At 71.5% G+C, this 26,559-nt stretch carries 5 protein-coding genes (1 of these 5 cut by a window edge); all 5 read left to right on the top strand.

Annotated elements, in window-relative coordinates:
- Tightly spaced (each overlapping or abutting the next), the 5 genes in view from ACQUFX_RS12640 to ACQUFX_RS12620 form a layout consistent with a single transcriptional unit that may run on beyond the window.
- Window positions 1-9,274: the 3' portion of an amino acid adenylation domain-containing protein gene (locus tag ACQUFX_RS12640; RefSeq protein WP_428966215.1), read on the top strand. It extends 740 nt beyond the left edge of the window; 9,274 of the gene's 10,014 nt are visible here — the last part of the coding sequence; the start codon falls outside the window, past its left edge; it ends in the stop codon at window positions 9,272-9,274.
- The gene (locus ACQUFX_RS12635) at window positions 9,271-10,518 is read left to right on the top strand and encodes an ACP S-malonyltransferase (RefSeq protein WP_428966214.1); all 1,248 of its coding nucleotides are present in this window, start codon (window positions 9,271-9,273) and stop codon (window positions 10,516-10,518) included. The genes ACQUFX_RS12640 and ACQUFX_RS12635 overlap by 4 nt, the downstream gene beginning before the upstream one ends.
- The gene (locus ACQUFX_RS12630; protein WP_428966213.1) at window positions 10,515-15,104 is read left to right on the top strand and encodes an SDR family NAD(P)-dependent oxidoreductase; all 4,590 of its coding nucleotides are present in this window, start codon (window positions 10,515-10,517) and stop codon (window positions 15,102-15,104) included. Before ACQUFX_RS12635 ends, ACQUFX_RS12630 begins: the two co-directional genes overlap by 4 nt.
- On the top strand, window positions 15,101-19,807 hold the full coding sequence (locus ACQUFX_RS12625; protein WP_428966212.1) for an SDR family NAD(P)-dependent oxidoreductase: 4,707 nt from the start codon (window positions 15,101-15,103) through the stop codon (window positions 19,805-19,807). Before ACQUFX_RS12630 ends, ACQUFX_RS12625 begins: the two co-directional genes overlap by 4 nt.
- Window positions 19,804-26,559 carry an amino acid adenylation domain-containing protein gene (locus tag ACQUFX_RS12620; protein ID WP_428966211.1) on the top strand — a complete coding sequence of 2,252 codons (6,756 nt, stop codon included), beginning with the start codon at window positions 19,804-19,806 and terminating at the stop codon, window positions 26,557-26,559. Before ACQUFX_RS12625 ends, ACQUFX_RS12620 begins: the two co-directional genes overlap by 4 nt.

Below are 26,559 nucleotides of genomic sequence, written 5' to 3'. Positions count from 1 at the left end.
GGTGGTCTCCGGCGACGGCGAAGTCCTCGCCCTCGCCGCCGAGCAGTTGCGCGCCGCGGGTGTCTACGCGCACGTGACGTCCGTGCCGCTGGCCGCGCACTCGCCGCGCGTCGAGGAGGTACGGGACGCCGTGCTGACCTCGCTCGCGTCGATCAGCCCGCGAACCTCGGGCATCCCGTTCTACTCGGGCATGACGGGCGGGACGTTCGACACCGCCGGGCTGGACGCGGAGTACTGGTACCACAACCTGCGCCGGCCGATGCTCTTCGAGAGCGCCACGAGGGCGATGCTGGCCGACGGCTACCAGGCGTTCGTCGAACTCAGCGCGCACCCGGTGCTGACCCTGGCCACGCGGCAGACCGTGGAGGCCGTCGGCGCGACGGTGCCGGTGCTCACCTCGCTGCGCCGCGACCAGCAGCGCATCGAGCACTTCCTGACCTCGCTCGCCGAGGCGCACGTGCAGGGTGTCGCGGTGGACTGGGAGCCGGTACTCGCCGGGCGCGGCCGGCCGGTCGACCTGTCCGACCTGGATGCGCCCGCGTCGGCCGGCTCCGGTGCGCACGCCGCGCCGGCCCGGCCGGCCGGTGCCGGCCCGTCGCTGGCGGGCCTGGTGTCCGCGCAGGTCGCGGGCGTGCTCGGGATCGGCCCCGAGCTGGCCCGGGACGACCACGCCAAGAGTCTGTTCGAGCTGGGCTGCACGTCGATGCAGTTGATCGAGCTCCAGAGCGGGCTGGCCCGGGAACTCGGCGTCTCGTTGGAGAGCACGTTCATCATCGACCACCCCACCGCGGACGCGCTCACCGACGAGCTGACCCGCCGGGTCGAGCGGGGCCGCGAGCCGACCCACGCGCGTACCGCCGCCCCGGTGTCGCCGGGCTCCTTCTCCGCGGAGCCCGTCGCGGTGGTCGGCATGGCGTTCCGGCTGCCCGGCGGCATCAGCACCCGCGACCAGCTCTGGGAGACGCTGAGCGGCAAGGTCGACGTGGTGCGGGAGGTACCCGCCGACCGGTGGTCGCACAGCGACCTGGACACCAGCGAGGTGACCACCACCCAGGGCGGCTACCTCGACCAGGTGGACCAGTTCGACCCGCTGTTCTTCAACATCTCACCAGCCGAAGCCGAGTCGATCGACCCGCAGCAGCGCCTGCTGCTGGAACTGACCTGGGAGGCGCTCGAGGACGCCGGGATCAACCCGGCCACGGCGGGGCGGGACCGGCGGGTCGGCGTCTTCGTCGGCATCTACAACAACGACTACACCCAGGTCGGCAAGAACCTCGGTCACCCGGCCGAGCGGTACACCTACACCGGCAACATGGCCAACTCGGCAGCCGGGCGGATCTCCTACAGCTACGGCTTCGCCGGTCCCAGCCAGGCGATCGACGCGGCCTGCGCGTCCTCGCTGTACGCGCTGCACCAGGCCGGGCGGGAGCTCCGGCAGGGCGGCTGCGACATGGTCGTCGCCGCGGCGGTGAACCTGATCCTCAGCCCCGAGGGCCACGTGTCGTGGTCGCGGCTGCAGGCGTTGTCCCCGACCGGGCGGTGCCGCAGCTTCGACGACGGCGCCGACGGCTACATCCGCAGCGAGGGCGGGACGGTCGTCATCCTCAAGCGGCTGTCCGACGCCGAACGCGACGGCGACGACATCCTGGCCGTGATCAGCGGATCGGCGATCAACCACAACGGTCAGGGCGGTGGGTTCACCGTCCCGAGCGGCGCCGCCCAGCAACGCGCGGTCGAGGCCGCGATGGCCGAGGCGGGCGTCGGGATCGAGGACGTCTCCTACGTCGAGGCCCACGGGTCGGGTACGCCGATCGGCGACCCGCAGGAGCTCAACGCCCTGGCCCGGGTCTTCGCCGGCCGGACCGGCAAGCTGTACGTCGGCAGCGTCAAATCCAACCTCGGGCACCTGGAGTCCGCGGCGGGGATGGCGGCGCTGTGCAAGGTGATCGTGTCGATGCGGCACGGCCGCCTCCCGGCCACCCTGCACTTCCGCGAGGGCAACCGCCTGATCGACTGGAACGCCACCCCGATCGAGGTGGTGGCCGACGAGATCGCGTGGCAGCCGACCGGCGGCCGGCGTCGCGCCGGGATCAGTTCCTTCGGCATCAGCGGCAGCAACGCCCACATGATCGTGGAGGAGTACCAGCCGAAGGCGCGCCCCGCGCGGCCCGCGTCCTCCGGTCTGCCGCGCCTGCTGCCCGTCTCGGCGAAGTCGGAGGCGGGACTGCGCACCGCCCTGCGGAACCTGGCCGAGTGGAGCGAGGGCACCACCGCCGACCTCGCCGACATCGCCCACACGCTGGGTACCCGACGAGCGGGCCTGCGACACCGGGCGGCGCTGGTCTGCGACTCCGTCGCCGGCATCCCGGCCGCGGTCGAGGCGGCGCTGGCCGCCGGGACCACCCGTGACCAGGTGGACCCGGGCCAGGTGTTCGTCTTCTCCGGCCAGGGCACGCAGTACCCGGGCATGGCCCGGGAGCTGTACCAGCACGCCGAGCTGTTCCGGCGCGAGTTGGACGAGATCGACCGGGTGTTCCGCCGGATCGGCGACGTCTCCCCGATCGAGGCCATGTTCGGCGACGACGAGGCGTCGTTCCGGTCACCGCGGTACACGCAGCCCATGATCTTCGCGGTGGGGTTGGCGCTCGCGCGGTACTGGCAGGCGCTCGGCGTCACGCCGTCGGCCGTGATCGGCCACAGCATCGGCGAGTACGCGGCCGCCTGCTTCGCCTCCGTCATGAGTCTCACCCAGGCGGTCGACCTGGTGACCCGTCGGGCGCGGGTCGTGGCGGCCTCGACCGGCGACGGCTCCATGGCGACGCTGCTGTGCTCCCGGGAGCGGGCGGAGCAGCTCCTGGCCGACCACCCCGACGTCTCCGTCGCCGCGGTCAACGCCTCCGAGAACACCACCGTCGCCGGGTCCGCCGAGAGCATGACCACGGTGTTGAAGGCCGCGCGCAAGCAGCGGATCTTCACCGAGCGCCTGGACGTCTCGCACCCGTACCACTCGGTCCGGATGGCCCAGGCCGCCGACGACCTGTACGAGCAGATCCGGCACCACGAGTTCGACCCGCCGGCCGTCACGTGGATCTCGACGCGGACCGGCGAGCCGGTCACCGCGGACGCGCCGATCGACGCGGCGTACTGGAGCCGGCACCTCGTCGAGCCGGTCCTGTTCCGGGCGGCCGTCGGTGCCGCGATCGACCGCGGCTCGCGGGTCTTCGTCGAGGTCGGCGCGACGGCCACGGTCGGCGGCCTGATCGCGCAGGAGTTCGCGGACACCGCCATCGTCGTCCCGAGCCTGCGGAAGGGACGTTCGGACTGCCGGCAGTTGCTGGAGAGCGCGGCCGAACTCTGGCGGTGGGGCCGGTCGCTGGAGTACGACCGGCTGCCCGGCGCGGCCGGCACCCTCGTCCGCGACCTGCCGCGCACGCCGTTCGACCGGCAGCGGATCTGGTACTCCGACCGCGCCCCGGCGCGCACCGACGTGGCGCGGTCGGCCGTCGCCGAGGACGTGGCGCGGTCCGTCGTCGCCGAACTGGAAGGGACCGGTGTCCAGCGGATGGCCGATCGCGAGCCGGTACTCACGTTCGTCAAGCAGTGCGTCAGCCAGGTCACCGGGGTCGGCGTCGACGCGATCGACGAGTCGGTGCAGCTCTTCGCGCTGGGCATCGACTCCCTGATGCTCGTCCAGTTGGGCAAGCGCGTCGAGGCCGAGTACGCCATCGACATCCCGATCAAGGCGTTCTTCGAGTCCCTCTACACGCCCGGCCTGCTGGCCGACTTCGTCCTCGAACACCGGCCCGCCGAGGTGGCACCGGCGCCCCCGACGCCCCCGGCGGTGCCTGCGGCGACCGCGATCCCGGAGCCGCAGGTCGCCGCCGCGCCGGTGGCCGGGACCCACGGTCGACCCGACCCGGCGGCCACGCAGGCGCCCGGCGTCGAAGCCCTCATCCGGCAGCAGCTCGAGATCATGCAGCAGCAGTTGGCAGTGTTGTCGGGCGCGACGGCGGGTGCGACGCCGGTCGCGCCGGTCGCCCCGGTCGCCCCGGTCGCCCCGGTCGCTCCGGTCGCTCCGGTCGCTCCGGAGGTGACGAAGCGCCGCCCGGCGCCCGCAGCCCGCAAGGTCGGCACGTACAGCAACAACATCGAGCTGAGCCAGGACCGGCTCACCGCCGAGCAGAGCGCCTTCATCCGCGACTTCGTGACGCGGTACACCGCGAGGACACCCTCCTCCCGGACGTACACCGGGCAGCACCGCGAGGTGCTGGCGGACTGGATCGCCTCGCTGAACTTCAACCCGAGCATCAAGGAGACGGTCTACCCGGTCGTGTCGGCCCGGTCACGCGGGGCGACGTTCTGGGACGTGGACGGCAACGAGTACGTCGACACCGCGATGGGCTACGGCGTCCACTTCTTCGGCCACCAACCCGACTTCATCCTCGACGCCGTCCGCGACCAGCTCGACCGCGGCTACGAGCTGGGCCCGCAGAACCGGATGGCGGGCGAGGTCGCGGAACTGGTCCACGAGCTGACCGGCGCCGAGCGGGTCGCGTTCTGCAACACCGGCACCGAGGCGGTGATGGTGTCGGTGCGCCTGGCCCGCGCCGTCAGCGGTCGGGACAAGGTGGTCCGGTTCCTCACCTCGTACCACGGCAGCTACGACGCGGTGCTGGCCGAGGCCGACGGCGAGGACAGCATCCCCACCTCGATCGGCATCCCGCAGTCGGCGGTCGACGACACGATGGTGCTCACCTACGGCAGTGCCGAGTCGCTGGACCGCATCCGGCGGCACGGCCCCGAACTGGCCGCCGTGCTGGTCGAGCCGGTCCAGTCGCGTAACCCGACGTTGCAGCCCACCGAGTTCCTGCGGGAGCTGCGCGAGATCTGCACCGAGCACGGCATCGCGCTGATCTTCGACGAGATGATCGTGGGTTTCCGGATCGCGCTGGGCGGCGCGCAGGAGCACTTCGGCGTCGAGTCGGACATGTCGCTGTACGGCAAGCTCGTCGGCGGCGGGATGCCGATCGGCATCATCGCCGGCCGGAGCAGGTACCTCGACGCGGTCGACGGCGGCGCGTGGTCGGACGTGGACGACTCCAAGCCGGCGGTCCCCACGACGTTCTTCGCCGGGACCTTCTGCAAGCACCCGCTGACGATGGCCGCGTGCCGGGCCGTGCTGTCCTACCTGCGCGAGCGGGGCGCCACCGAACTCGCCGCCGTCAACCAGCTCACCGCCGACTTCGCGCGTCGCGTCAACGACTACTTCGAGGCGGAGGAAGTGCCGCTGAAGGTGTCGCACTTCGCGTCGCTGTACAAGTACGAGACGGTCGTCCCGCGCGACATGAGCCACATGTCGCTGACGCTGAACCTGTTCTTCAAGCTGATGCTGTTCCACGGCGTCTACGTGTGGGAACGCCGGACCGCCTTCTTCTCGCTGGCGCACACCCGCGACCATCAGGACCGCATCTTCGAGGCCATCCGCGCCAGCGTCGACGCGCTGCGCCGGGGCGGCTTCGACTTCCGGCGGTCGACGTCGACCGCGCCGCGCGGCCTGCCCGCCGGCCCCCGGGCCGCCGACCTCGCCCCGCTCGACCCCACCGCGGTGTCCGAGCAGGAGAAGCGGGTCTACGTGCTGTCGCGGATGCGCGGCGGTAACGAGGCCTACCAGATCCTGGCCGGTCTGCGCTTCGACGGTGCCCCCGACCGGGAGCGGCTCGCCGAGGCGTTCCGGGCGATCGCCGACAAGCACGAGAAGCTGCGCGGCTACTACGAGATCGACGCGACCGACATCACGGCACGGTTCGCGGCGGAGGTCACCCCGGAGTTCCACCTCTTCGACCACAGGCGCGACCCCGGACTGCGTACCGAGGACGTCGTCGCGGTGATGAACCGGCCGTTCGACCTGGCGACCCCGCCGCTGTGGCGCTACGGGATCGTCATCGACGCCGACGGCACCCACCACCTGCTGCTCTCGCTGCACCACATCATCGCCGACGGCGGGTCGATCGACATCCTCCTCACCGACCTCGCCGAGTACCTCGCGCGGGGGGAGCTGACGCGGGTGCGGTCCGACGGCTACCCGGCGTTCGTCCGGCAGCAGGCCCGGTCCGTCGCCCTGCCCTCCTACCAGGAGCACCGGCGGTGGTGGCTGCGCCAGTTCGACACCGTCCCGCCGCCGCTGAACCTGCCGACCGACTCCCCGTACCCGCTGGTCAACGACTTCACCGGCACGCACCACTACTTCCGGATCGACGACGCGCTGCACCAGGCGGCCAAGGCGGTCATCGAGCGGCACCGCACCACGCCGTTCATCTTCTACCTGTCGCTGTGGTCGGTGCTGCTGGCCACCGCCGCGGACACCGACGACCTGTGCGTGGGCGTCCCCCTGGACCAGCGGATCATCGGCTCGTTCGACGACACCGTCGGCATGTTCGCCCAGTCGCTGCCGCTGCGCATCCGTGCCACCGCGGACACCCGCCTGCCGGACCTGCTCCGCGCGGTGCGGGACACCAGCCTCGCCGCCGTCGAGCATGCGCCCTACTCGTACGACGTCCTGATCCAGGAGTTGGACCTCGACCGGGACTTCGGGCGCAACGCCCTGTTCGACGTGATGTTCACCTTCACCAACGCCCGCGAGCGCGTGCACCGGTTCGGCGACGTGCACGGCACGTCGGAGGACTTCGCGGTGCCCCGTTCGATGTTCGCGCTCGCCCTGGAGCTCACCGAACGCGACGGCGGCCTCTTCGGCGACCTGAACTTCTCCGGCGTGTACGGCGAGCGGCGGATGACCGAGCTGGCCGAGCAGTACGTCGACCTGATCGCCCGGGTGGTGCGGGAGCCGGACCAGACGGTCGGCGACCTGTCCCGGTTGGACGACCAGACGCGCGACCGGCTCCTGGCCCTGGGCACCGGGCCGGTCGTCGCGGACCTGCCGAGCCTCGCCGAGATGTTCGACACGGCGGTGCGCAGGCACGCGGGACGACCCGCGATCCGGTACCGCGGCGAGGAGGTCAGCTACGCCGACCTCGCCGAGCGGGTGCACCGGTACGCCGGTGTGCTGCGCGAGAGCGGCCTCGGTCGGGGCGACCTGGTCGGGCTCCTGCTGCCGCCCACGCCCGAGCTGGTCACGCTGATGCTCGCGGTCAACCGGATCGGCGCCGCGTGGCTCCCGATGGACGTGAAGGACCCGGCGAAGCGGCTCCGGCTCGTGATCGACACCGCCGAACCCACGAGGGTGGTCTGCGGCGAGGAGCTGGCCGCCGCGGTGGAACTCGGCGACCTCGCGCTCCACCTGCCGACGGACACCCCGGTCGACCCGGCCCCGCCGGCCGGGTCACCGGGCGGGCCGGACGACCTGGCGTACGTCATCTTCACGTCCGGGTCGACCGGGACACCCAAGGGCGTCACGGTCACGAACGGGTCGCTGGCGAACTTCCTCGTCGGCATGCCCGCGGCGCTCGGGTGGGCCGACCGGAAGGTGGTGGGCTGCCTCACCACCCCGTCGTTCGACATCCACCTGCTGGAGACGCTGCTGACCCTGGTCACCGGCGGGACGGTCGTGGTGGCGGGCGAGTCGGAGGTCCGTACGCCGGCGGAGATCGCCGCGTTCGTCGCGGCCAACGGCGTCGAGTACCTCCAGATGACGCCGACCCGGTTGCGCCTGCTCTTCGCCGACCCGGAGGCGGGGCGCGCCACGCTGGCGCGGCTGGACAAGCTCGTCGTCGGCGGCGAGGCGTTCCCGGAGGACCTGCTGCCGCGCCTGCGGGAGCACCGGTCGCTGGGCGTCTACAACGTCTACGGCCCCACCGAGACCTGCATCTGGTCGAGCGTCAAGGACCTCACCGGGGACACCGGGGTCAGCATCGGCACCCCGATCGCCAACACCACGCTCTACGTGCTGGACGACAACCTCCGGCTGGTGCCCGAGGGGGTGACCGGGAACCTGTGGATCGGGGGGCTGGGGGTGTCGCCCGGGTACCTGCACCGGCCCGAGCTGACCCGCGAGCGGTTCCTCGCGAACCCGTTCGGGGACGGCCGGATCTACCTCAGCGGCGACCGCGCGCTGTGGCAGGACGGCGAGGTCCACTGCCTGGGCCGGATGGACGACCAGGTGAAGATCCGCGGCTACCGGGTCGAGCTGGGCGAGATCGAACTCGCCATCACCGGGCACGACCTGGTGACCGGCGCGGCGGTGATCGTCCAGGACCTGCCGAGCGGCAGCCAGGTCATCCGCGGGTTCTATCAGGTACGCGAAGGCGGCTACCTGGCGCCGGAGGCGTTGCGCGACTGGCTGGCCGAGCGGCTGACCGACTACATGGTCCCGGCGACCCTGACCGTGGTGTCGGACATCCCCATGACGACGAGCGGCAAGGTCGACCGCAAGACGCTGGCGGCACAGGCCGGCCAGCCGGTGGAGCCGGGGCGTCCCGAGGAGCGGGGCACCGGCGTCGCCCAGGATCTGGTCACGGCATGGCGCACGGTTCTCGGCGACGTTCCGATCAGCGCCGACGAGAGCTTCTTCGACCTCGGCGGCAACTCGTTCAGCCTGGTCCTGCTGATGGAGGAGCTGCACCAGCAGTTCCCGGGCATGCTCGACGTGAGCGACCTGTTCGCGAACCCGACGATCGGGAAGCTCCGCAAGCTCCTGGAGTCCCGGCTCGCCGGGCGGGAAGCCGAGGTGCTGCTGACCGGCTTCGGTGTCCGGCTGCCCGAGTCGTGGTTCACGCACGACGCCACCGCCGACGGCCGGGTCGAGGCCGCGCTGCCCGCGCGGACCATGACCGCCCTGCGCCGGCTGCGCAAGAGCGGAACGCAGGAGCCGGAGGAGCTGGCCCACGTCGCGCTCGCCGTCACCCTGCACAAGGTGCTCGGAACGGACGACATCTCGCTGTGCGTCGTCGACGACGACGCCCGGGCGACCGTGATCCGGTTCGACTTCGCCGGCACGGCCGACCTGGCCGACGTGCTGGACGACTACCGCCGGCAGCGCGACCACAACGACCGGCTCGACCTCCAGCGGTTCGTCGCCTGCCGGGGTGCCGACCGCACCGTGTCCGTCGCGTGCGGCAGCGCCCGGCAGGTGGCGGAGGCCGACCTCCTGCGTCACTTCGACGTCGTGTACGCGATCGACGTCCTGGCCGACCCCGTCGTGGTCCGGATCGACCACGCCCGCGAGGTGGACCCCGCGCGGGTGGAACAGCTGCTGGGCGGCCACCTGAAAGTCCTCGGAATCCTGGGCAGGTCCGCGTCGAAGGAAAAGGTACAGTCATGAAGGATCTCGTGATCGTGTTTCCTGGGCAGGGTTCCCAGTTCGCGGGCATGGGCAGGAAGTGGTTCGACGAGCACGAGAGCGTGCGGGAACGCTTCGCGCAGGCGTCCGACATCGTCGGATACTCGCTCGCCGACCTGTGCTTCACCGCGCCGCCCGCCGAGGTGACCAGGACCAGGTACGCCCAGGTCTCGCTGCTGGTCCTCAGCTACTCGATGTACGAGGTGATGACCGCGGGGCGGAAGGTGCCGGTCTCCTACCTGACCGGGCACAGCCTGGGGGAGATCACCGCGTTGCTCGCGGCGGGCGCGCTGACGTTCGAGGACGCGGTACGCCTGGTCAAGGTGCGCGGTGAGGCGATGGAGGGCTGCGCCGCGGAGAGCGGCACCGGGATGATCGCCGCGGTGCGGATGCCGGTCGCCGACGTGGAGAAGTGCGTCGAGGACTTCAACGCGGCGGGTCACGACGTGCAGGTCGCCAACTACAACGGCGAGCTGCAGACCGTGCTGTCGGGCACCCTGGACGACCTGAAGGGCATCACCGCCCACCTCGAGGACCGTGGGGGGAGGGCGGTCAAGCTCAACGTCGCCGGCGCGTTCCACAGCACGTTCATGGCCGGCGCGCTGCCCGAGTACACCAAGGCCCTGAACGAGGTCACGATCGCCGAGCCCGCCGTCCCGGTCTACAGCAACGTCACCGGCGAGGCGTACGAGAGCGCCGAGGCCATCCGGGAGGCGCTGGCCGTCCAGCTGACCAGTCCGGTCCGGTGGAGCGACATCGTGGCGTCCCTCGTGGACCGCAAGGCGGCGGTGTGGATCGAGGTCGGGCCGAAGCAGGTCCTGAAGAAGATGCTCACCGGTGCCGTCGGCTCGGGCGAGGTGTACAGCCTGGACGAGGAGCCCGACCGGGTCGGCGCGGTGCTCGACCACCTCGTCGAGCTGAGGAAGCGCGAGCCGGGGGTGGTCGGGCTGTGCCTGGGTGCCGCCGCGGCCACCCGGAACCGGAACTTCGACGCCGACGAGTACCACAACGGCGTCGTCCTGTCGTACCGCAAGCTCCAGGAGCTGAGCAAGCTCGACCAGGAGTCGCTCTCCGACCAGCAGAAACAGGCCGCGTTGGACCTGCTGCTCACCATCATGCGGACAAAGCGGGTGCCCGAGGCCGAGCAGCGGGAGCGCATCGAGTCGATCCTGCGCCGCACCCGTGAGGCCGGCCTCCGGACGATCGCGGGGGCGCTCGCCACATGAGCTCCCTGCTCGATCTTGACGACCTGGACCTGACGGGACCCCCGGACGGTTCCGACGTCCTCGTCACGCGCTCCAGCCCACGGCGCAGAGCCGAACCCGTCGCCATCATCGGGATGAGCGGTCGGGTCGGCGAGGCGGAGAACCTCGACGAGTTCTGGTCGGGGCTGCTGCGCGGCGAGGAGGGGTACCGGGACCTGCCGGAAGCCCGACGGGCCGACGTCGACGCCTACCTCGCCGCACGCGGCGTGCGGCTGCCGATCGCGGCCGAGCGCTACTCCGGCGGCACCCGGCTGCCCAGCGTCTCCGAGTTCGACTACCGGTTCTTCTCGCTGTCCCGGCAGGAAGCCAAGGCGATCGACCCGAACCAGCGGATCTTCCTGGAGACCGCCTGGGCCGCGCTCGAGGACGCCGGCTACCTGAACAAGGACATCGGCGGTGGGAAGGTCGGCGTCTACGCGGGCATGTCGGCCGACTTCGGCGAGGACTACCGGGCGATCATCCAGGCGGTCGACCCCGGCGCGCCCGAGATCGCGGTCGCCGGCAACATCCGGTCGATGATCGCCAGCCGGATCGCCTACCTGCTGGATTTGCGGGGACCGTCGCTGCTGGTGGACACGGCCTGCTCGTCGGGCCTGGTGGCCGCGTACACGGCGTACCGGGCGATCCAGAACGGCGAGTGCTCGATGGCGATCGTCGGCGCGGTCAAGACCGACCTGCTGCCGGTCGACGCCGACGACGAGTCCGGCATCGGCGTCAAGGACATCCAGGACACGCTGGCCGCGGACCGGCACACCCGCACGTTCGACCAGAGGTCCGACGGCACCACCGCCGCCGAAGGGTGTGTCGTCTTCGTGCTCAAGGCACTGGAGCGGGCGCGGCGCGACGGCGACAACATCCACGCCGTGATCATGGGCGGCGCGGTCAACCAGGACGGGGCGTCGAACGGCATCACCGCGCCCAACGCCGACGCGCAGGCCGACCTCATCACCGAGGCCCTCGCCGACGCCGGGGTCCGGGCCGAGCAGGTCAGCTTCATCGAGGCGCACGGCACCGCGACCAGGCTCGGCGACCCCGTCGAGGTCAGCGGCATCGAGCGGGCGTTCTCCCGGCAGACCGCCCGCAAGCAGTTCTGCGGTATCGGCACGGTCAAGACGTACATCGGCCACATGGACAACGCCTCCGGCCTCGCGGGGCTGGCCAAACTCGTCCTGTCGCTCAAGCACCGGGTCCTGCCGGCGAGCCTCAACTTCGAGGAGCCCAACCAGAACATCGCGTTCGCGCAGACGCCCGTGTTCGTCAACGACCGGACGGTGGCCTGGTCCGACGACGAGCGGGAGACGTTGTTCGCCGGCATCAACAGCTTCGGGCTGAGCGGGACGAACTGTCACCTCGTGCTGCGCAGCGCGGACCCGGTGCCGGCCGGCGACCGTGCCGGCGTGGGCTCGCCGTCCTGCTTCCTGCTGCCGCTGAGCGCCCAGAACGCCCCGGCGTTGACCAGGCTCGCCGAGCGGTACCGCGAATTCCTGTCCCGGCACGAGGTGGACCTCGCCGATCTCGCCTTCACCGCGTCGGTCGGCCGGTTGCACCACGGCGTGCGCGCCGCCTTCGTCTTCGGGAGCCGGGCGGAACTCGACACGCTGCTGGCACAGTTCGTCGCGGGCGGCGAGGGCGGGAGCGCGAATCCGGACCTGAGCCGGGGCACGTTCCGCCTGGTGCTGGAGCGGGGCGACAAGCGCGAGCCGCACGACCTGCTGCACGCCGAGCACGACGAGCTGAACCGGGAGGCCGCGAGGGTCGTGGCCGCCACCGCCGTGGCGACCGACCGCGCCGCGCTGCGCCGGTTGGCGTCCCTCTACGCGCGCGGCGCCGAGGTCGACTGGCAGCGGGCCGCGCCCGGGGGCGGCCGCCGGACGTCGCTGCCCACGTACCCGTTCGAGCGGACCCCGTGCTGGATCGACCCCGTCAACCAGGGCCGTCGGGGCCTGGTCGACGGCGCGGACGTGGTGCGCTCGCTGCGCCGCGACATCGTGGTGTGCCGGCTCGCCCCCGAGAACTTCTGGGAACTGGCCGAACACCGCATCCACGGCGTCAGCGTGCTGCCCGGTACCGGGCTGGTCGAGATGGTCGTGACGTCGGCGCGGCGGCTCGGCCTGGCTGAATCGGACGTGACGCTGCGCAACCTTCTCTTCGCTGCCCCGCTCGCGGTGGCCGACGGCGAGGAGAAGGAGGTGCACGTCATCTTCGAGACCTCGGGCGACATCAGCACCGTCACCATCGCCAGTCGGGGCGCCGACGGTGACTGGGTGGAGAACGCCCGGGGCGAACTGGTCCGCGACGTCGTCGCCGAGCCGGTCGCGGCGCTCGACGTCGAGGGCCTGCGGCGGCGGTTGGACCGGCCGCTGCAGGAACCCGAGGGCTCCGACCACGCCAAGGGGCTGGACGTCAGCGACCGGTGGACCGCCACGTTGGGCGCCGGGCACGCCGACCCGGAGTCGACCGAGCTGCTGTACGAGTTCGAGCTGCCGTCGCGGTACCGGGCCGAGCTGCCGGACTACGTCCTGCACCCCTCGCTGTTCGACACCGTCATCAACGCGCCGAGCAACGTCTACGACCAGGAACGGCTGTACCTGCCGTTCTCCTACGGCGTGCTGACCGTCCGCGACTCACTGCCCGCCCGGGTGCTCGCCCACTTCCGCACGCGGCCCGAGTCCGTGGCCGGTGCGCTGTACGCGTTCGACGTGACCGTGGTCGACCCGACCGGTCGGGTGCTGCTGACGGTGGACAACTACTGCATCAAGTCGGCGGTCGACCTCGACGTCACGGGGCCCGGCGAGTACGGGTACGTCCAGACCTACCGGCGCGTCGCCCTGCCGGCGCCGGCCCGGCAGGGCCGGGGGACCGTCCTGCTCTGCGGGGACTTCGGTACCACGTTCGCCGGCCTCCGGGGGCACCTCGACGCGTCCGGCTACGACTGCGTCCAGGTGTCGAACGTCGCCGACGCGGTCGGCGACGAGCGGCTCGGTGAGCGCCGCGAGTTCGCCTTCGGCGTGCTGGGCTGCCAGCCGGCCGGGGAGGCCCCGCTCGCCGACGGCACGAGTGAGCCGGTCGAACGGGCGTTGGGCCTGCTCAAGCTCATCTCGGAGCGGCAGCTCGGGTTCGCCGGCGGCCTGGTGGCCCTGACGCACAACGCCCTCGCGGTCACCGGTGACGAGACGGCGCTGCACCCCGGCCAGGCCGGCCTGCTCGGCATGATGCGCGTCGCGGCCCTGGAGTACAAGGCGCTCGGCATCCGGTGCGTCGACAGTGACGAGCACACCGGCCCGGCGCTGCTGGTGGGGGAGGCCACCGCCGCCGACCGGCCGCCGTTCCTGCTCTACCGCAACGGGCAGCCGTACGAGCCGCAGGTGAGACGGCAGCCGATCCCGCTGCCCCACGGTGACCGGGCGCCGTTGCCCGGTGGCGACGGGGTGACCGTCGTGTCGGGTGGCACGGGCGACCTCGGCACCGCCGTGGCGCGGCACCTGATCCGGCGGGGCGTGCGCAAACTCGTCCTGCTCGGGTCCGACCGGGCGGCCGGGACCCGGCCGGAGTGGTCGGAGTTCGAGCGCGACCTGGACGTGTTCGAGGTCGTCCGGCTCGACCTGGGCGACCGGCGGGCGGTCGAGGGGACGGTGCGCGACCTGCGCGCGCGGCACGGCCGGATATCCGGCGTGCTGCACCTCGCCGGGCGGCCCGGCGTCGGGTTCCTGTACACGAAGAATTTCGACGAGTTCATGGCGGTCTACCGGCCCAAGGCGCTGGGCGGGGTGTACCTGCACGAGGCCACGCTGGCGGACCGGCCCGACTACTTCGTCGCGTTCTCCAGCATCGCCGGGCTCCTGCTGAACGCGGGCCAGTCCGACTACACGGCGGCGAACCTGGTGCTGGACAGCCTGGCGCAGCACCGCGACCGCGAGCGGCTGCCCGGCCTGAGCATCCAGTGGCCGGCGTGGCGCGAGACCGGCATCGCCCAGCGCATGGACGCGGCCGACGAGGACGAGTTGTTCCCGCCGCTGGACACCGCCGAGGCGGTGGACCTGCTCGACGCCCTGATGACCTCCGGTGGCCATCCGCCGGTGCTCATGCCCGGCCGGATGCGCAAGGCGACCCGGCAGGTGCCGCGTGACGCCGGCCGGAGCGCGGTCGGGCGCTCCGTCGAGGTGCACGGGCTCGACGAGGTCGGCGACCTCGAACGGGGCGTCGCGGGGATCTGGGCGGAAGCGCTCGACCTCGACGTGCTCGACGCGTACGAGGACTTCGGTGACCTCGGCGGCAACTCGCTGCTGACGGCGCAGATGCTGAAGCTCTACGACGAGCGCTACCCGGGTCTGATGGACATCACGGACCTCTTCCGCCACACCACCGTCGCCGCCCAGGTGGCCTGCCTGAGGGCCAGGCTGCACCCGGCCGAGCTGGTCGCCGACGGGCCGCCGCCGGCAGCCAGGGCGGACGAGGGCGACATCGACAAACTACTGGACCTGCTGGAACAGGGCGCGATCACGGTCGACGGCAGCCAGGGCCAACTTGAGGAAACGGACGCCAGATGAGCAGCGTGAAGGATTTCATCCTCGAGCAGTTCGTCAACAAGCAGATCGACCGTGACCGCACCAAGCGGTTGCTGCTCGAACTGTCGGAAGCGAACCTGCACGAGGACATCGCGGTCATCGGACTGGCCGGTCGGTTCGCCGAGGCCAAGAACGTCGACCAGTTCTGGGAGTTCCTCAAGGTGAGCCGGGACTGCATCCGGGACTATCCGCAGTCCCGCAAGGAGGACATGTACGACATCCTCCGCAACCCGTACTACGCGGAGGTCATGCTGGGCCGGCCGGTCGACGAGGCCGACCTGGACCGGCTCTACTCCGTGAGCGGTTACCTGGACCGGATCGACCACTTCGACTCCCGTTTCTTCGGCATCCCCCCGCTCGAAGCGGACTACATGGACCCGAACCAGCGCATCGCGCTGGAAGTGGCGTACGAGGCGCTGGAGAACGCGGGCTACGGCGGCGAGAGCGCGATCGGGTCGAGGACCGGGGTGTTCCTCGGCCGCGACCAGTCGAACTACTCCTACTACCGGATGTTCTCCGAGCGGCACCCGATGCAGTTGTCCGGCTCGTGGGAGGGGATGGTCGCCAGCCGCATCTCCTACCTGCTGGACCTCAAGGGCCCCTGCATCATGACCGACACCGCGTGCTCCGCCGGCAGTGTCAGCGTCCACCAGGCCATCCAGTCGCTGCTGCTCGGCGAGTGCGACATGGCCCTGGCGGGCGGCATCAACCTGTCCTCCGGCGGCGAGCCGAAGACCAGCTTCCTGTCCGGCGCGACGATGGACAACGTGGTCTCCGGCGACGACATCGTGCGCACCTTCGACGCCCACGCCAACGGCACCCTGTGGGGCGAAGGCGCCGGCATCGTGCTGCTCAAGCCGCTGAAGAAGGCGCTGGCCGACCGCGACCACGTGCGCGCCGTCATCAAGGCCTCCGCCGTCAACAACGACGGCACGTCGAACAGCATCACCGCGCCCAACGCGCTGATGCAGGAGCGGGTCATCCTCGACGCCTGGGCCAAGGCGGACGTGCCGGCGGAGACGATCACGTACGTGGAGGCCCACGGCACCGGGACCGTTCTCGGTGACCCGATCGAGGTCAAGGGCCTGACCAACGCGTTCCGCCGGCACACCGACCGCAGGCAGTTCTGCGGTATCGGATCGCTCAAGACCACCATGGGTCACATGGTGGCCGCGTCCGGGTCGGCCTCGCTGGCGAAGGTCGTCAAGTCGCTCGAATCCGGCCTGCTGGCGCCCTCGGCGAACTTCGACGTGCCCAACCCCTACATCGACTTCACCGACAGCCCGCTGTACGTCAACGACCGGCTCATGCCGTGGGACACCAACGGCGAACCCCGGCGGGCCGGGATCAGCTCGTTCGGCTTCATCCGCACGAACTGCCACATGGTGCTGGAGGAGGCACCCCGCTACCGCGCCGGGCAGCAGCTACGGGAGCGCTACTGCTTCACCGTCAGCGCCAAGACCGAGGCGGCCCTGACGGAGCTGCTCGACGGGTACGCGGCCGTGCTGGCGGACAGCCCGTGGTCGCTCGCCGACATCTGCTACACCTCCAACGTCGGCCGGGGTCACCACGAACACCGGGTCATGGTGATCGCGGCGACGAAGGAGCAGCTGGCCGAGTCGGTCGACCGGCTCCGGCGGCGCGGTCTCGGCACCGACGAGCAGCAGGGCGTCCACCACGGCGTACACGCCGTCGTCAGCGACAAGAGAAGCGACCTGGGCCCCGGCGACATCACCGCCCAGACCGGCAAGCGGCTCTCCGACGCGGCCAACGCCACACTCGCCGAGTACCGCTCGCGGGGCGACACCGCCGCCCTCACCGAGCTGGCCGACGCCTACGTCCGCGGCGCCCGCGTCGACTTCGCCGCGTTCTACGCCGACGAGCCGCGTCAGCGGGTACCCCTGCCCACCTACCCGTTCGAGAAGATCCGCCACTGGGCCAGGCCCATGCGCACGAGCGTGCGGAGCTTCGGCGGCACCGAGACCAACCCCCTGCTGGGCGTGGAGATCAGCCGCTCGGACACCGCGGTCGTGTTCGAGAACACCCTGTCGGTCGACCGGCACTGGGTGCTGTCCGACCACCGCATCGAGCACCGGCCCGTGGTGCCCGGCACGACGTACCTGGAGATGGCGCGGGCCGCGCTGGCCGCGGTGGAGAACACCGGCAGCATGCGGTTCGACAACGTGTTCTTCCTGGTCCCCCTCGCCGTCGAGGAGGGGGAGGAGGCGACCGTGCGAACCCGGCTGGACCGGCTGGAGCGGGGTTACTCCTTCCAGGTGGCCAGCTCGCAGGACGGCGAGTGGGTCACGCACGTCGAGGGTCGGATCAGCCCGTTGGGCGACGCCGGCCCGGCGGCACCCGTCGACATCGACGCCCAGAAGCGCGCCGCGGTCGAGGTGACCGACCCGTACCCCACCGAGACCGACACGGGCGTGTTCCAGTTCGGTGCGCGCTGGGACAACGTCCGGGCGGTGTGGAAGCACGAGACCGGCGCGTTGACCCTGCTGCGCCTCCCCGAGGGCGTCTCCAGCGAGACGTTCGGGCTGCACCCGGCCAAGCTCGACAACGCGGTGAACCTGATCTCGCAGAACAGCGGCGAGACGTTCCTGCCGTACATGTACAAGAGCTTCGTCCTGCACCGGCCCATGCCGGAGACGTTCTACTCGCTGATCCGTACCGTCCGCGACGACAGCCACGAGGGCGAGACCATCACCTACGACGTGGACCTCGTCGACGTGGACGGTGAGCCGTTCGCGCGGATCACCGACTACACCGTGAAGAAGGTCGACTGGCAACGGTTCAGCCTGGCCGGTCCGCGCCGCTTCCTCCAGGTCGAGTGGCTCGCGGTGCCCCGGGTGGCGGCGGAGGCGACCGGCGGCGGGGTGTGGGCGCCGGTGGTGCTGGACAACCCGGCCGGCAGGCGGCTGGTCGCCGCGGTCGAGGCGCAGGGGCACCGGGTCGTCCCGTGTTACGTCGGCGAGCGGACCGACCCCGGTCGGGACGTGTTCGCCCTGGACGAGGCCGGCGCGGGGCTGGTGGCGCAACGGCTGCGGCAGGAGGGGGTCGACGGCGTCCTGTTCGCCACCGACGTCACCGCACCCGACGTCACCGGCGAGGCGGCGCTCACCCCCGGGCAGCGGCGGGCAGCCGGCGTGGACGCGCTGTTCGAGCTGTACCGCGCCTTCGTGGCGTCCCGGGTCAAACTCGCCCGTGGTCTGAAGGTCCTGGGCCGGCACGCCTGGCAGGTCGGGCCCGGTGACGGGGTCACCGATCCGTACTCCGCCGCCACCGAGTCGCTCGCGCAGGTGGTCGGGCAGGAGCACCGGCACCTGCTGGTGGACGTGCTGGACGCGGGGACGGACGTGGACCTGGACTTCCTCCTGCGGGAGGCGACGGGCGGCTCGGGCGGTGTGCTGCGGGCCGTGCGCGGCTCGCAGACCTACCTGCGGCGCCTGCGGTACGCCGAGACGGCCGACGCGACGGGCGAGTCGCCGTACCGGGGCGGGACGTTCGTGGTCACCGGTGGCGCGGGCGGCCTCGGCCTCAGCATCGCCGAGGAGATGGCCAACGAGGGCGCCGAGCGGATCATCCTGCTGGGCCGCAGGACCCTGGCCGAGGAGACCGCGCGGCGCGTCGAGAAGATCGCCGGAGCCGAGTACGTCGAGTGCGACGTGTCGCGGGACGCCGACGTGCGCGGTCTGGCCGCGCGCCTGCGGGAGGAGGCCGTGACCCTCGGCGGCATCGTCCACGCCGCGGGTGTGGCGGGCGACGGGTTCCTGGCGAACAAGCCCCGCCCGGTCTTCGACGCCGTGCTGGCGCCCAAGGTCGACGGCAGCATCGCCCTGGTGGAACTGGCGAAGGAACACCCCGGCGCCTTCCTGGTGTTCTTCTCGTCCATCACCGCGATCACCGGCGGGCAGGGGCAGGGCGACTACTGCAGCGCCAACGCGTTCATGGACTCCCTGGCGGTGCGGGCGCGGGCCGAGGGCGTCCGCGCGCTGTCGATCAACTGGCCGACCTGGTCCGAGGTGGGCATGGCGGTGCAGTACGGGATCGGCGACGGCGACTCGCCGTTCCGTGCCCTCACCGTGAAGGACGGCCTGGCCTGGCTGAGCCACTTCCTGCGCGAACCGGCCGACGGCGTCATCCCGACCCGGTTCGACCTCGGGGTCCTGCACGAACGGCTGGACGAGATGCCGTTCCTGCTCGACGACGACGTCGCCGACGCCGTCGCGCGGGCGGGTGCGGGCGGGGCGTCCTCGGCCGGCGAGACGACCGAGGTCCGGGTCGTCGGCCTGTCCGACCCGAACCAGACCCAGCTCAGGATCGGTGCGGTCTACGGCGCGGTGCTCGGCATGGCGGAGGTCGACGCCCACGCGAGCTTCCAGGACCTGGGCGGCAACTCGCTGATGACGGCGCAGTTGTTGCAGCGGGTCGAGGACGTCTACCCCGGCCGGATCGACATCGCCGACCTGTACTCCTACGCGAGCGTCGCCAGCCTCGCCGGCTACATCGACGAGCGCATCGCGGCGGAGTCCGGTCCGGCCGAGCCGGCCGAGCCGGGCGCGGCGGACTTCGGGGATATGGACCAGTCACTCCAGGACGTCTTGGCGGAGATCGGCGACGCGGAGCTCACCACCATGTTCGCCGCCGACGCCGACGGTGCGGGGAGGAACCAGGCATGAGGTCGAACGCCGAGCTCAAGAAGGACCTGCTGCGGTACCTGCTCATGCAGGTCAAGCAGGAGGCGCTGGACGTCGACCGGGCGAAGGAGTTCATCCGGGCGATCGGCGACGACGGCCGGGACACCGACGACCGGGTCGCCGTCGTCGGCATGGCCTGCCGCTTTCCCGGCGCGTCGGACAAGGAGCAGTTCTGGCGCAACCTGGTCGACGGCCGTGAGTCGATCGGCGACTTCCCGCCGCTGCGTCTGGACGACCTCCGCCGGGTCGAGGGCGGCACCTCGGCCGTCCGCAAGGGCGGCTACCTGGACCGCATCGACCTGTTCGACGCGGAGTACTTCGGCATCCCGCCGCACGTGGCGACGCAGCTCGACCCGTACCACCGCAACCTCCTGGAGGTGCTGGTGGAGACGATGGAAGACGCCGGGTACGCCAGGAGCGAGCTGTACGGGTCCAGGACCGGCGTCTTCGTCGGCAACGACCACACCCACCGGCTGATCACGTCCTACCTGCCGTTCCTCTCGGAAATGGACTTCGCGGCCATCACCGGCTCGTGGTCGGGCATCCTGGCCAGCCGGCTGTCGTACCTGTTCGACCTGCGCGGCCCGGCCACCGTCATCGACACCGGATGCTCGTCCGGCCTGGTCGCGGTGGACGCGGCGGTCAAGGCCCTCCGCAACGGCGACTGCGACACCGCGTTCGTCGCCGCCATCAACCTCTTCCTGTCGCCGTCCAGCCTCGGCAACGAGACCGAGTCCGCCGACCACCGGGTGCGGGCATTCGACGCGGCGGCCGACGGGACGGTGTGGAGCGAGGGCGTGGCCGGGGTCTACCTCAAGCCGCTCTCGCGCGCGCTCGCCGACGGCGACCACGTCTACGGCGTGCTCCTCGGCAGCGCGGTCAACAACGACGGCCGCAGCAACGGCCTCACCGCCCCGAACGCGCAGGCGCAGAAGAACCTGCTGGTCAGCGCGTGGAAGCGGGCCGGCGTCGCGCCGGAGTCGGTGTCCTACATCGAGGCCCACGGCACCGGCACGACGCTGGGTGACCCGATCGAGATCAAGGGGCTGACCAGCGCCTTCGCCGAGTTCACCACCCGTCGGCAGTTCTGCGCGATCGGCTCCGTGAAGACCAACATCGGCCACACCGTCGGGGCCGCGGGACTGGCGTCGCTGATCAAGACCCTGATGTGCCTGGACCGCCGGACCATTCCGCCGTCGATCCACTTCGACGTGCCGAACGAACTGCTCGACCTGGCCAACAGCCCGGTCTACGTCGCCGACCGGCTCACCGAGTGGGAGGAGGGCGACACCCCACGCCGCGCCGGCGTGAGCAGCTTCAGCCTGAGCGGCACGAACTGCCACGTCGTGCTGGAGGAGGCGCCGGCCCGAGCGGCGGTCCCCGACCAGGCACGCCGGCTGCGGGTCTTCCCGATCTCGGCGCGGAGCGAGGACCTGCTGGCCCGCACCGCGGCGCTGCACCTGGAGCACCTCGACCGCCACCCCGAGCACCGCCTGGCCGACGTGTGCTTCACCATGCAGGTGGGCCGCGAGCACCAGGCCGTGCGGGCGGTCGTCCTGTGCGAGACCCGTGCCGGCCTGCGCGACGGGTTGCTCCGGCTGCTGCACCCGGAGCAGGCCGACCACTCGCCCCCGGTGGACGACGGCGTCGTGCTGCGCGCCGACGCGCCGTCCCGGTTCGGTGCCGGGTCCGGTCACCTCCGCGACGCGGTCAGCGCCTTCCTGGCGGGTCGCGCCCGGCCCTTCGCCGGCCTCGACCAGGACGGGGGCGTGCGGCGGGTACCGTTGCCGCCCCAGCCGTTCCAGCACGTGCGGCTGTGGGACGAGACGGTCCGGGCGCATCCGGTGCCCGGTGAGCAGGAGCCGGAGCCGGCCGACCCGGTCGACCGGCTCCGGTCCATCCTGTCCCGGCCGCCGCACCTCGAAGGGCTCCAGGAGTCCGACGCGGACGCGGTGCCCCGCACCGTGATCGCCGGGGTGTGGTCCGGCATCCTCGGCTACCCGACGATCCGCGGCGCCGACGACTTCTTCGCCCTCGGCGGCGACTCGATCTCGTCCGTGAAGATCACGCAGTTGCTCAACGCGGTGCTCGGCATCGAGATCCCGCCGACCACCCTGCTGACGAAGCCGACGTTCGACGAGTTCGCGGACGTGGTGATCCGCGCCCACGGGGTGGACGAGAGCCTGGTCCGGTCGCGGTTGAGCGGGTCGGCCCGCCGCCCGGTGCCCGTGGAGCACGTCGTCGAGTCCTACGAGCTGCCGCTGACCGCCGCCCAGCGCAGCATGTTCGTCTCCAGCCAGGTCGACGAGGAGTCGGTGGCGTACAACGTCAGCGGCCTGACGATCCGCCCCGGCACGCTCGACACCGCCGAGTTGGAGGAGTGGCTGCGCGTCCTGGTGCGACGGCACGACAGCCTCCGCTCGACGTTCCACCTGCGGGACGGGGAACCCTTCCAGCGGGTGCACGCGCAGGTGCCGGTCGCGGTCGAACACCGGCGGCTCGGCGCCCTCCCGGACGGCGACAGCCACGAGAGCGCGGCCCGCCGGGAGATGCAGCGGTTCGTCCGCCCGTTCCTGCTCGACAGCGCCCCGCTGTTCCGCGTCGGCTACTTCGAGTTCGACGACGGCGTGTCGTGCGTGGCGATCGACATCCACCACATCATCACCGACGGCACCTCGATGGGCATCCTGTTCCGGGACCTCGGAGCTGTCGCGGAGGGCGCCGCGCTGCCGCCGCTGCCGTCGAGCTACCGTGCGGCGATCCGCGGCCTGCTCGAGCGGCAGGGCGGCGCCGACATGGTGGCGCACCGCGACTACTGGGTCGCCCGGTTCGCCGACGGCGCGCCGACCCTGCAACTCACCACCGACTGGCAGCGGGCGGAGGTCGCCACCGCGGCGGGCGCGACGCTCTTCGCGTCCGTGGACGGCGACACGCTGGAGGCCGCCAAGCGGTACGCGCGGGCGCACAACCTCACCCTCTACATGGTGCTGCTCGGCGTGTTCCAGCAGGTGCTGTCCCGGCTGAGCGGCCAGGGCGACGTCGTGATCGGCGCGCCGGTGATGGGCCGGCCCGACCTGACCTACCAGGATCTCGTGGGCATGTTCGTCACCACGCTGCCCATCCGGGTCACCGCCGCGCCGACGACCGGCGTCGGCGACTTCCTCGCCGGCCTGCGGACCACCGTGCTGGAGGCGTTCGAGCACCAGGAGTACCCGCTGGAGTCCCTGGTCGAGGAGCTGAACCCGCCCCGCGTACCCGGCCGCCGGCCACTGTTCGACGTCTGCTTCGTGCACCAGAACACCGACATGGGTCTGGAGCCCGACGACGAGCGGACCCTGCAGTTCGACGACGGCAGCGCCAAGTACGACATCACCCTCAGCACCCGGGAGGCCGACGGCGCGCTGCTGCTGGGGTGGGAGTACTCCACCGCCCTGTTCCGCGAGGAGACGATGGCGCTCTACGCGGAGCGCTACGCGACGCTGCTCAGGTCCTTCCTCGCCGCCGCCGACGACACCCCCGTGGGCACGCTCGACCTGATGCCCGAGCGGGAGGCCGCGCTGATCCGGACGTTCGCGACGGTACCCGCGCCGCCGCTGGACTCCCGCGGTATCGCGCGGCTGTTCGAGGAGCATGTCGCCGCCGCCCCCGACCGGACGGCGCTGATCGCCGACGATCGGAGCCTGACGTACGGGGAGCTGAACGCCAGGGCCAACCGGATCGCGCACGGTCTGATCCGACTGGGCGTGACGCCCGGTTCACCGGTGGCGCTGCTGCTGGACCGCTCGATCGACATGGTCGCCGCCATCCTCGGTGTGCTGAAGGCGGGGTGCTTCTACCTGCCACTGAACACCGACTTCCCGGCCGAGCGGCTGCGGGTGATGGTGGACGACGCGGGCGCCGGCCTCCTGCTCACCTCCGACGCCCGCAGCGGGCAGGCGGCGGAACTGATCTCCGAGCGACTCCGGATCGTCGGCGTCCACCACCTCGCGGAGTCGACGGCCGAGAGCGGTGACCCGGGACTGCCGGGCAGCAGCGCCGACGCGGCCTACATCATGTACACGTCCGGGACCAGCGGCGTGCCGAAGGGGTCGGTGATCCGGCAGCGCAGCGTGCTGCGGGTGGTCCACCGGTCCGTCTTCTACGCGGCCGACCCGAGCGACGTCTTCCTCATGATCTCGGAGTACTCGTTCGACGGCTCCATCTACGACATGTTCGGGGCGCTGACCAACGGCGCGTCGCTGGTGCTGCTGGACAAGGCGTCCGTGCTGGACCTCGACCGGCTCGGTGCCGCGATCGAGCGGCACGGGGTCACCAGCTTCTTCATCACCACGGCGATGTTCAACGCGCTGATCGACCACGCGGCGGGCTCGCTCGGCGCCGTCCGCAGAGTGATCTTCGGTGGCGAGATCGCCTCGCCGGCGCACGTGAAGCGGGCGTTCGACCTGCTCGGACCGGGCCGGATCAGCCACGCCTACGGCCCGACGGAGACCACGGTCTTCGCGACCATCCACACGCTCGACGCGCTGGACCCCGACGACGCCGTCCCGATCGGCACGGCCATCAACGACACCTCGCTGTGGGTGCTCGACGAGCGGCTGGAGCCGGTGCCGGTCGGCGTCAACGGCGAGCTGTACATCGGTGGGGCCGGCCTGTCCGACGGTTACCTGAACCAGCCCGAGCTGACCGCCGAGCGGTTCGTGTACTCGCCGGCGGTACCGGGGGAGCGGCTCTACAAGACCGGCGACATCGTCACCTTCAAGACCAACGGCCTGCTCTACTACACCGGACGCGTCGACCAGCAGATCAAGCTCAGGGGCTATCGGATCGAGCTGGCGGAGATCATTCAGGTCGCGCTCGACGAGCCCCACGTCCGCTGGGCGCACGCGGGTCTGTACGAGGCCACCGAGGGCAGCAGGAGCCTGTGCCTCTGGGTCGGGTACGTGGACGACCAGGACCACGAGCCGGCGCTGCGGTCGGCCCTGGCCCGACGGCTGCCCGACTACATGGTGCCGTCCTTCATCGTCAAGGCCGACACGGTCCCGCTGAACGCGAGCGGGAAGGTCGACGTGGCCGCGCTGCCGAAGCCCGACTTCACGGCGGGACCGACGGCTGCGGCGCCGGAGAGCGACTCCCTGCGGGTGCTCGCCGACGCGTGGCAGCACGTGCTGGGCGTCCCGGTGGACGACATCGACGCCGACTTCTTCGCGCTGGGCGGCGACTCGATCAAGGCGATCCAGATCGTGGCCCGGCTCCGCGAGCAGGACGTCGCCATCAAGGCCGCGGACCTCCTCGGCAACGCGACCATCCGGACGCTGGACGAGAAGCTGTCCGGCTCCGCCGACACCGGGACCGCGCAGCGGGCGTACGACCCGACGCCGCAGACCGGGGCGATCACGGCGAGCCCGATCCAACTCGCGTTCCTCGACGACCCGGACGCCCGGACCCGGGTGTTCAACCAGTGCCTGCTGGTCACGCCGGCACAGCCGGTGTCGCTGGAGCAGCTCGTGCGGGCGGGGGAGCGGCTGGTACGCCACCACGACATGCTCCGCGTCGAGGTGGACGAACAGGGCGGGCTCAGCCTGCGCGACGTCGACGCCCCGACGCTCGTCCACGCCGAACAGGCACCCGACGGGCTCTCCGACGACGCCCTCGCCGAGTACCTGAAGACGGTGCAGGCGCGGGTCGACGTGTGCGGTGGCCCGGTCGTCAGCCTGGCCGCCGGGCTGGGTGAGGGGGGCGCCCGGTTCGCCGTCGCGATCCACCACCTGGCCGTGGACGTCGTGTCGTGGGGTGTCCTGCTGGAGGACCTGGCCATCAGCCTCGCCGACCCGGACGCCGAGCTGCCCGCCAAGACCATGCCGTTCCCGGCGTGGACGAGCGAGGTCCGGCAGCGCGCCCGGGACGGCGGCTTCCGCGCCCAGTTGCCCTACTGGCTCGACCTGGCGCGCGGCGCGGGCGACGCGGGCGAGGTGTTCGCCGAGCGCGACGTGAAGCGGTCCGAGACCGCCGCGACGGTCGTGCGACTGGCCGAGACCGACGACTTCTCGGTGTTCGACGCCGCCCGGGAGGCGCACGGCGCGAGCCACGCCGACACCGTCCTCACCGTCGTCGCGCGGGCGCTGGCCTCGGTCACCGGTCAGCAGCGGGTGCTGTTCACCCTGGAGGGGCACGGCCGCGAACCGATCGCGGGCGACCACGACCTCACCCGGACCGTCGGCTGGTTCACCAGCACCTTCCCGCACCTGGTCCAGGTGGAGCGGAGCGTGGCGGACACCATGGACGGGGTGCGGCAGTCGTTCGACCGGCTGCCGGACAAGGGCGCCGGCTTCGGCCCCCTGCTGCGCTTCGACACCGACCTGGGCGCGCAACGGAGCGCGCTGACCGCCATCCGGCCGCAGGTCGGGTTCAACTACCTGGGCGGCCAGGTCAGCGGCGACGGCATCACCGTCACCCACCTGCCGGTGGACATCACCACCGACGGGGACCACCACCTGCCGCACCCCCTCGACGTCACCGCCTCCCGCAGCGGGGGTGAGCTCCTGATCGAGGTGCGGTACCCGCGGGCGTGGGAGGCGAGCGGCACCGCGAAGAAGATCGTCGCGGCGGTGGAGGAGTCGTTCCACGAGGTCCGGGACGCCCTGAGGTCCGGTGAGCCACGGGGATTCCAGGTCTCCTCGCCGATCCGTCAGGACGTGCTCGCCGACATCCTGCTGGATGTCGGAGGCGGGATCTAG

Source organism: Micromonospora fluostatini, from assembly GCF_050410825.1.
Classification (GTDB): domain Bacteria; phylum Actinomycetota; class Actinomycetes; order Mycobacteriales; family Micromonosporaceae; genus Micromonospora; species Micromonospora rosaria.
Note: the sequence above shows the minus strand (reverse complement) of the source record. Positions and strands in the feature narration are given on the sequence as shown.

Coding starts and splice junctions, on each gene's coding strand:
- ACQUFX_RS12635 (WP_428966214.1), top strand. CDS start 9,271: ATGAAGGATCTCGTGATCGTGTTTCCTGGGCAGGGTTCCCAGTTCGCG.
- ACQUFX_RS12630 (WP_428966213.1), top strand. CDS start 10,515: ATGAGCTCCCTGCTCGATCTTGACGACCTGGACCTGACGGGACCCCCG.
- ACQUFX_RS12625 (WP_428966212.1), top strand. CDS start 15,101: ATGAGCAGCGTGAAGGATTTCATCCTCGAGCAGTTCGTCAACAAGCAG.
- ACQUFX_RS12620 (WP_428966211.1), top strand. CDS start 19,804: ATGAGGTCGAACGCCGAGCTCAAGAAGGACCTGCTGCGGTACCTGCTC.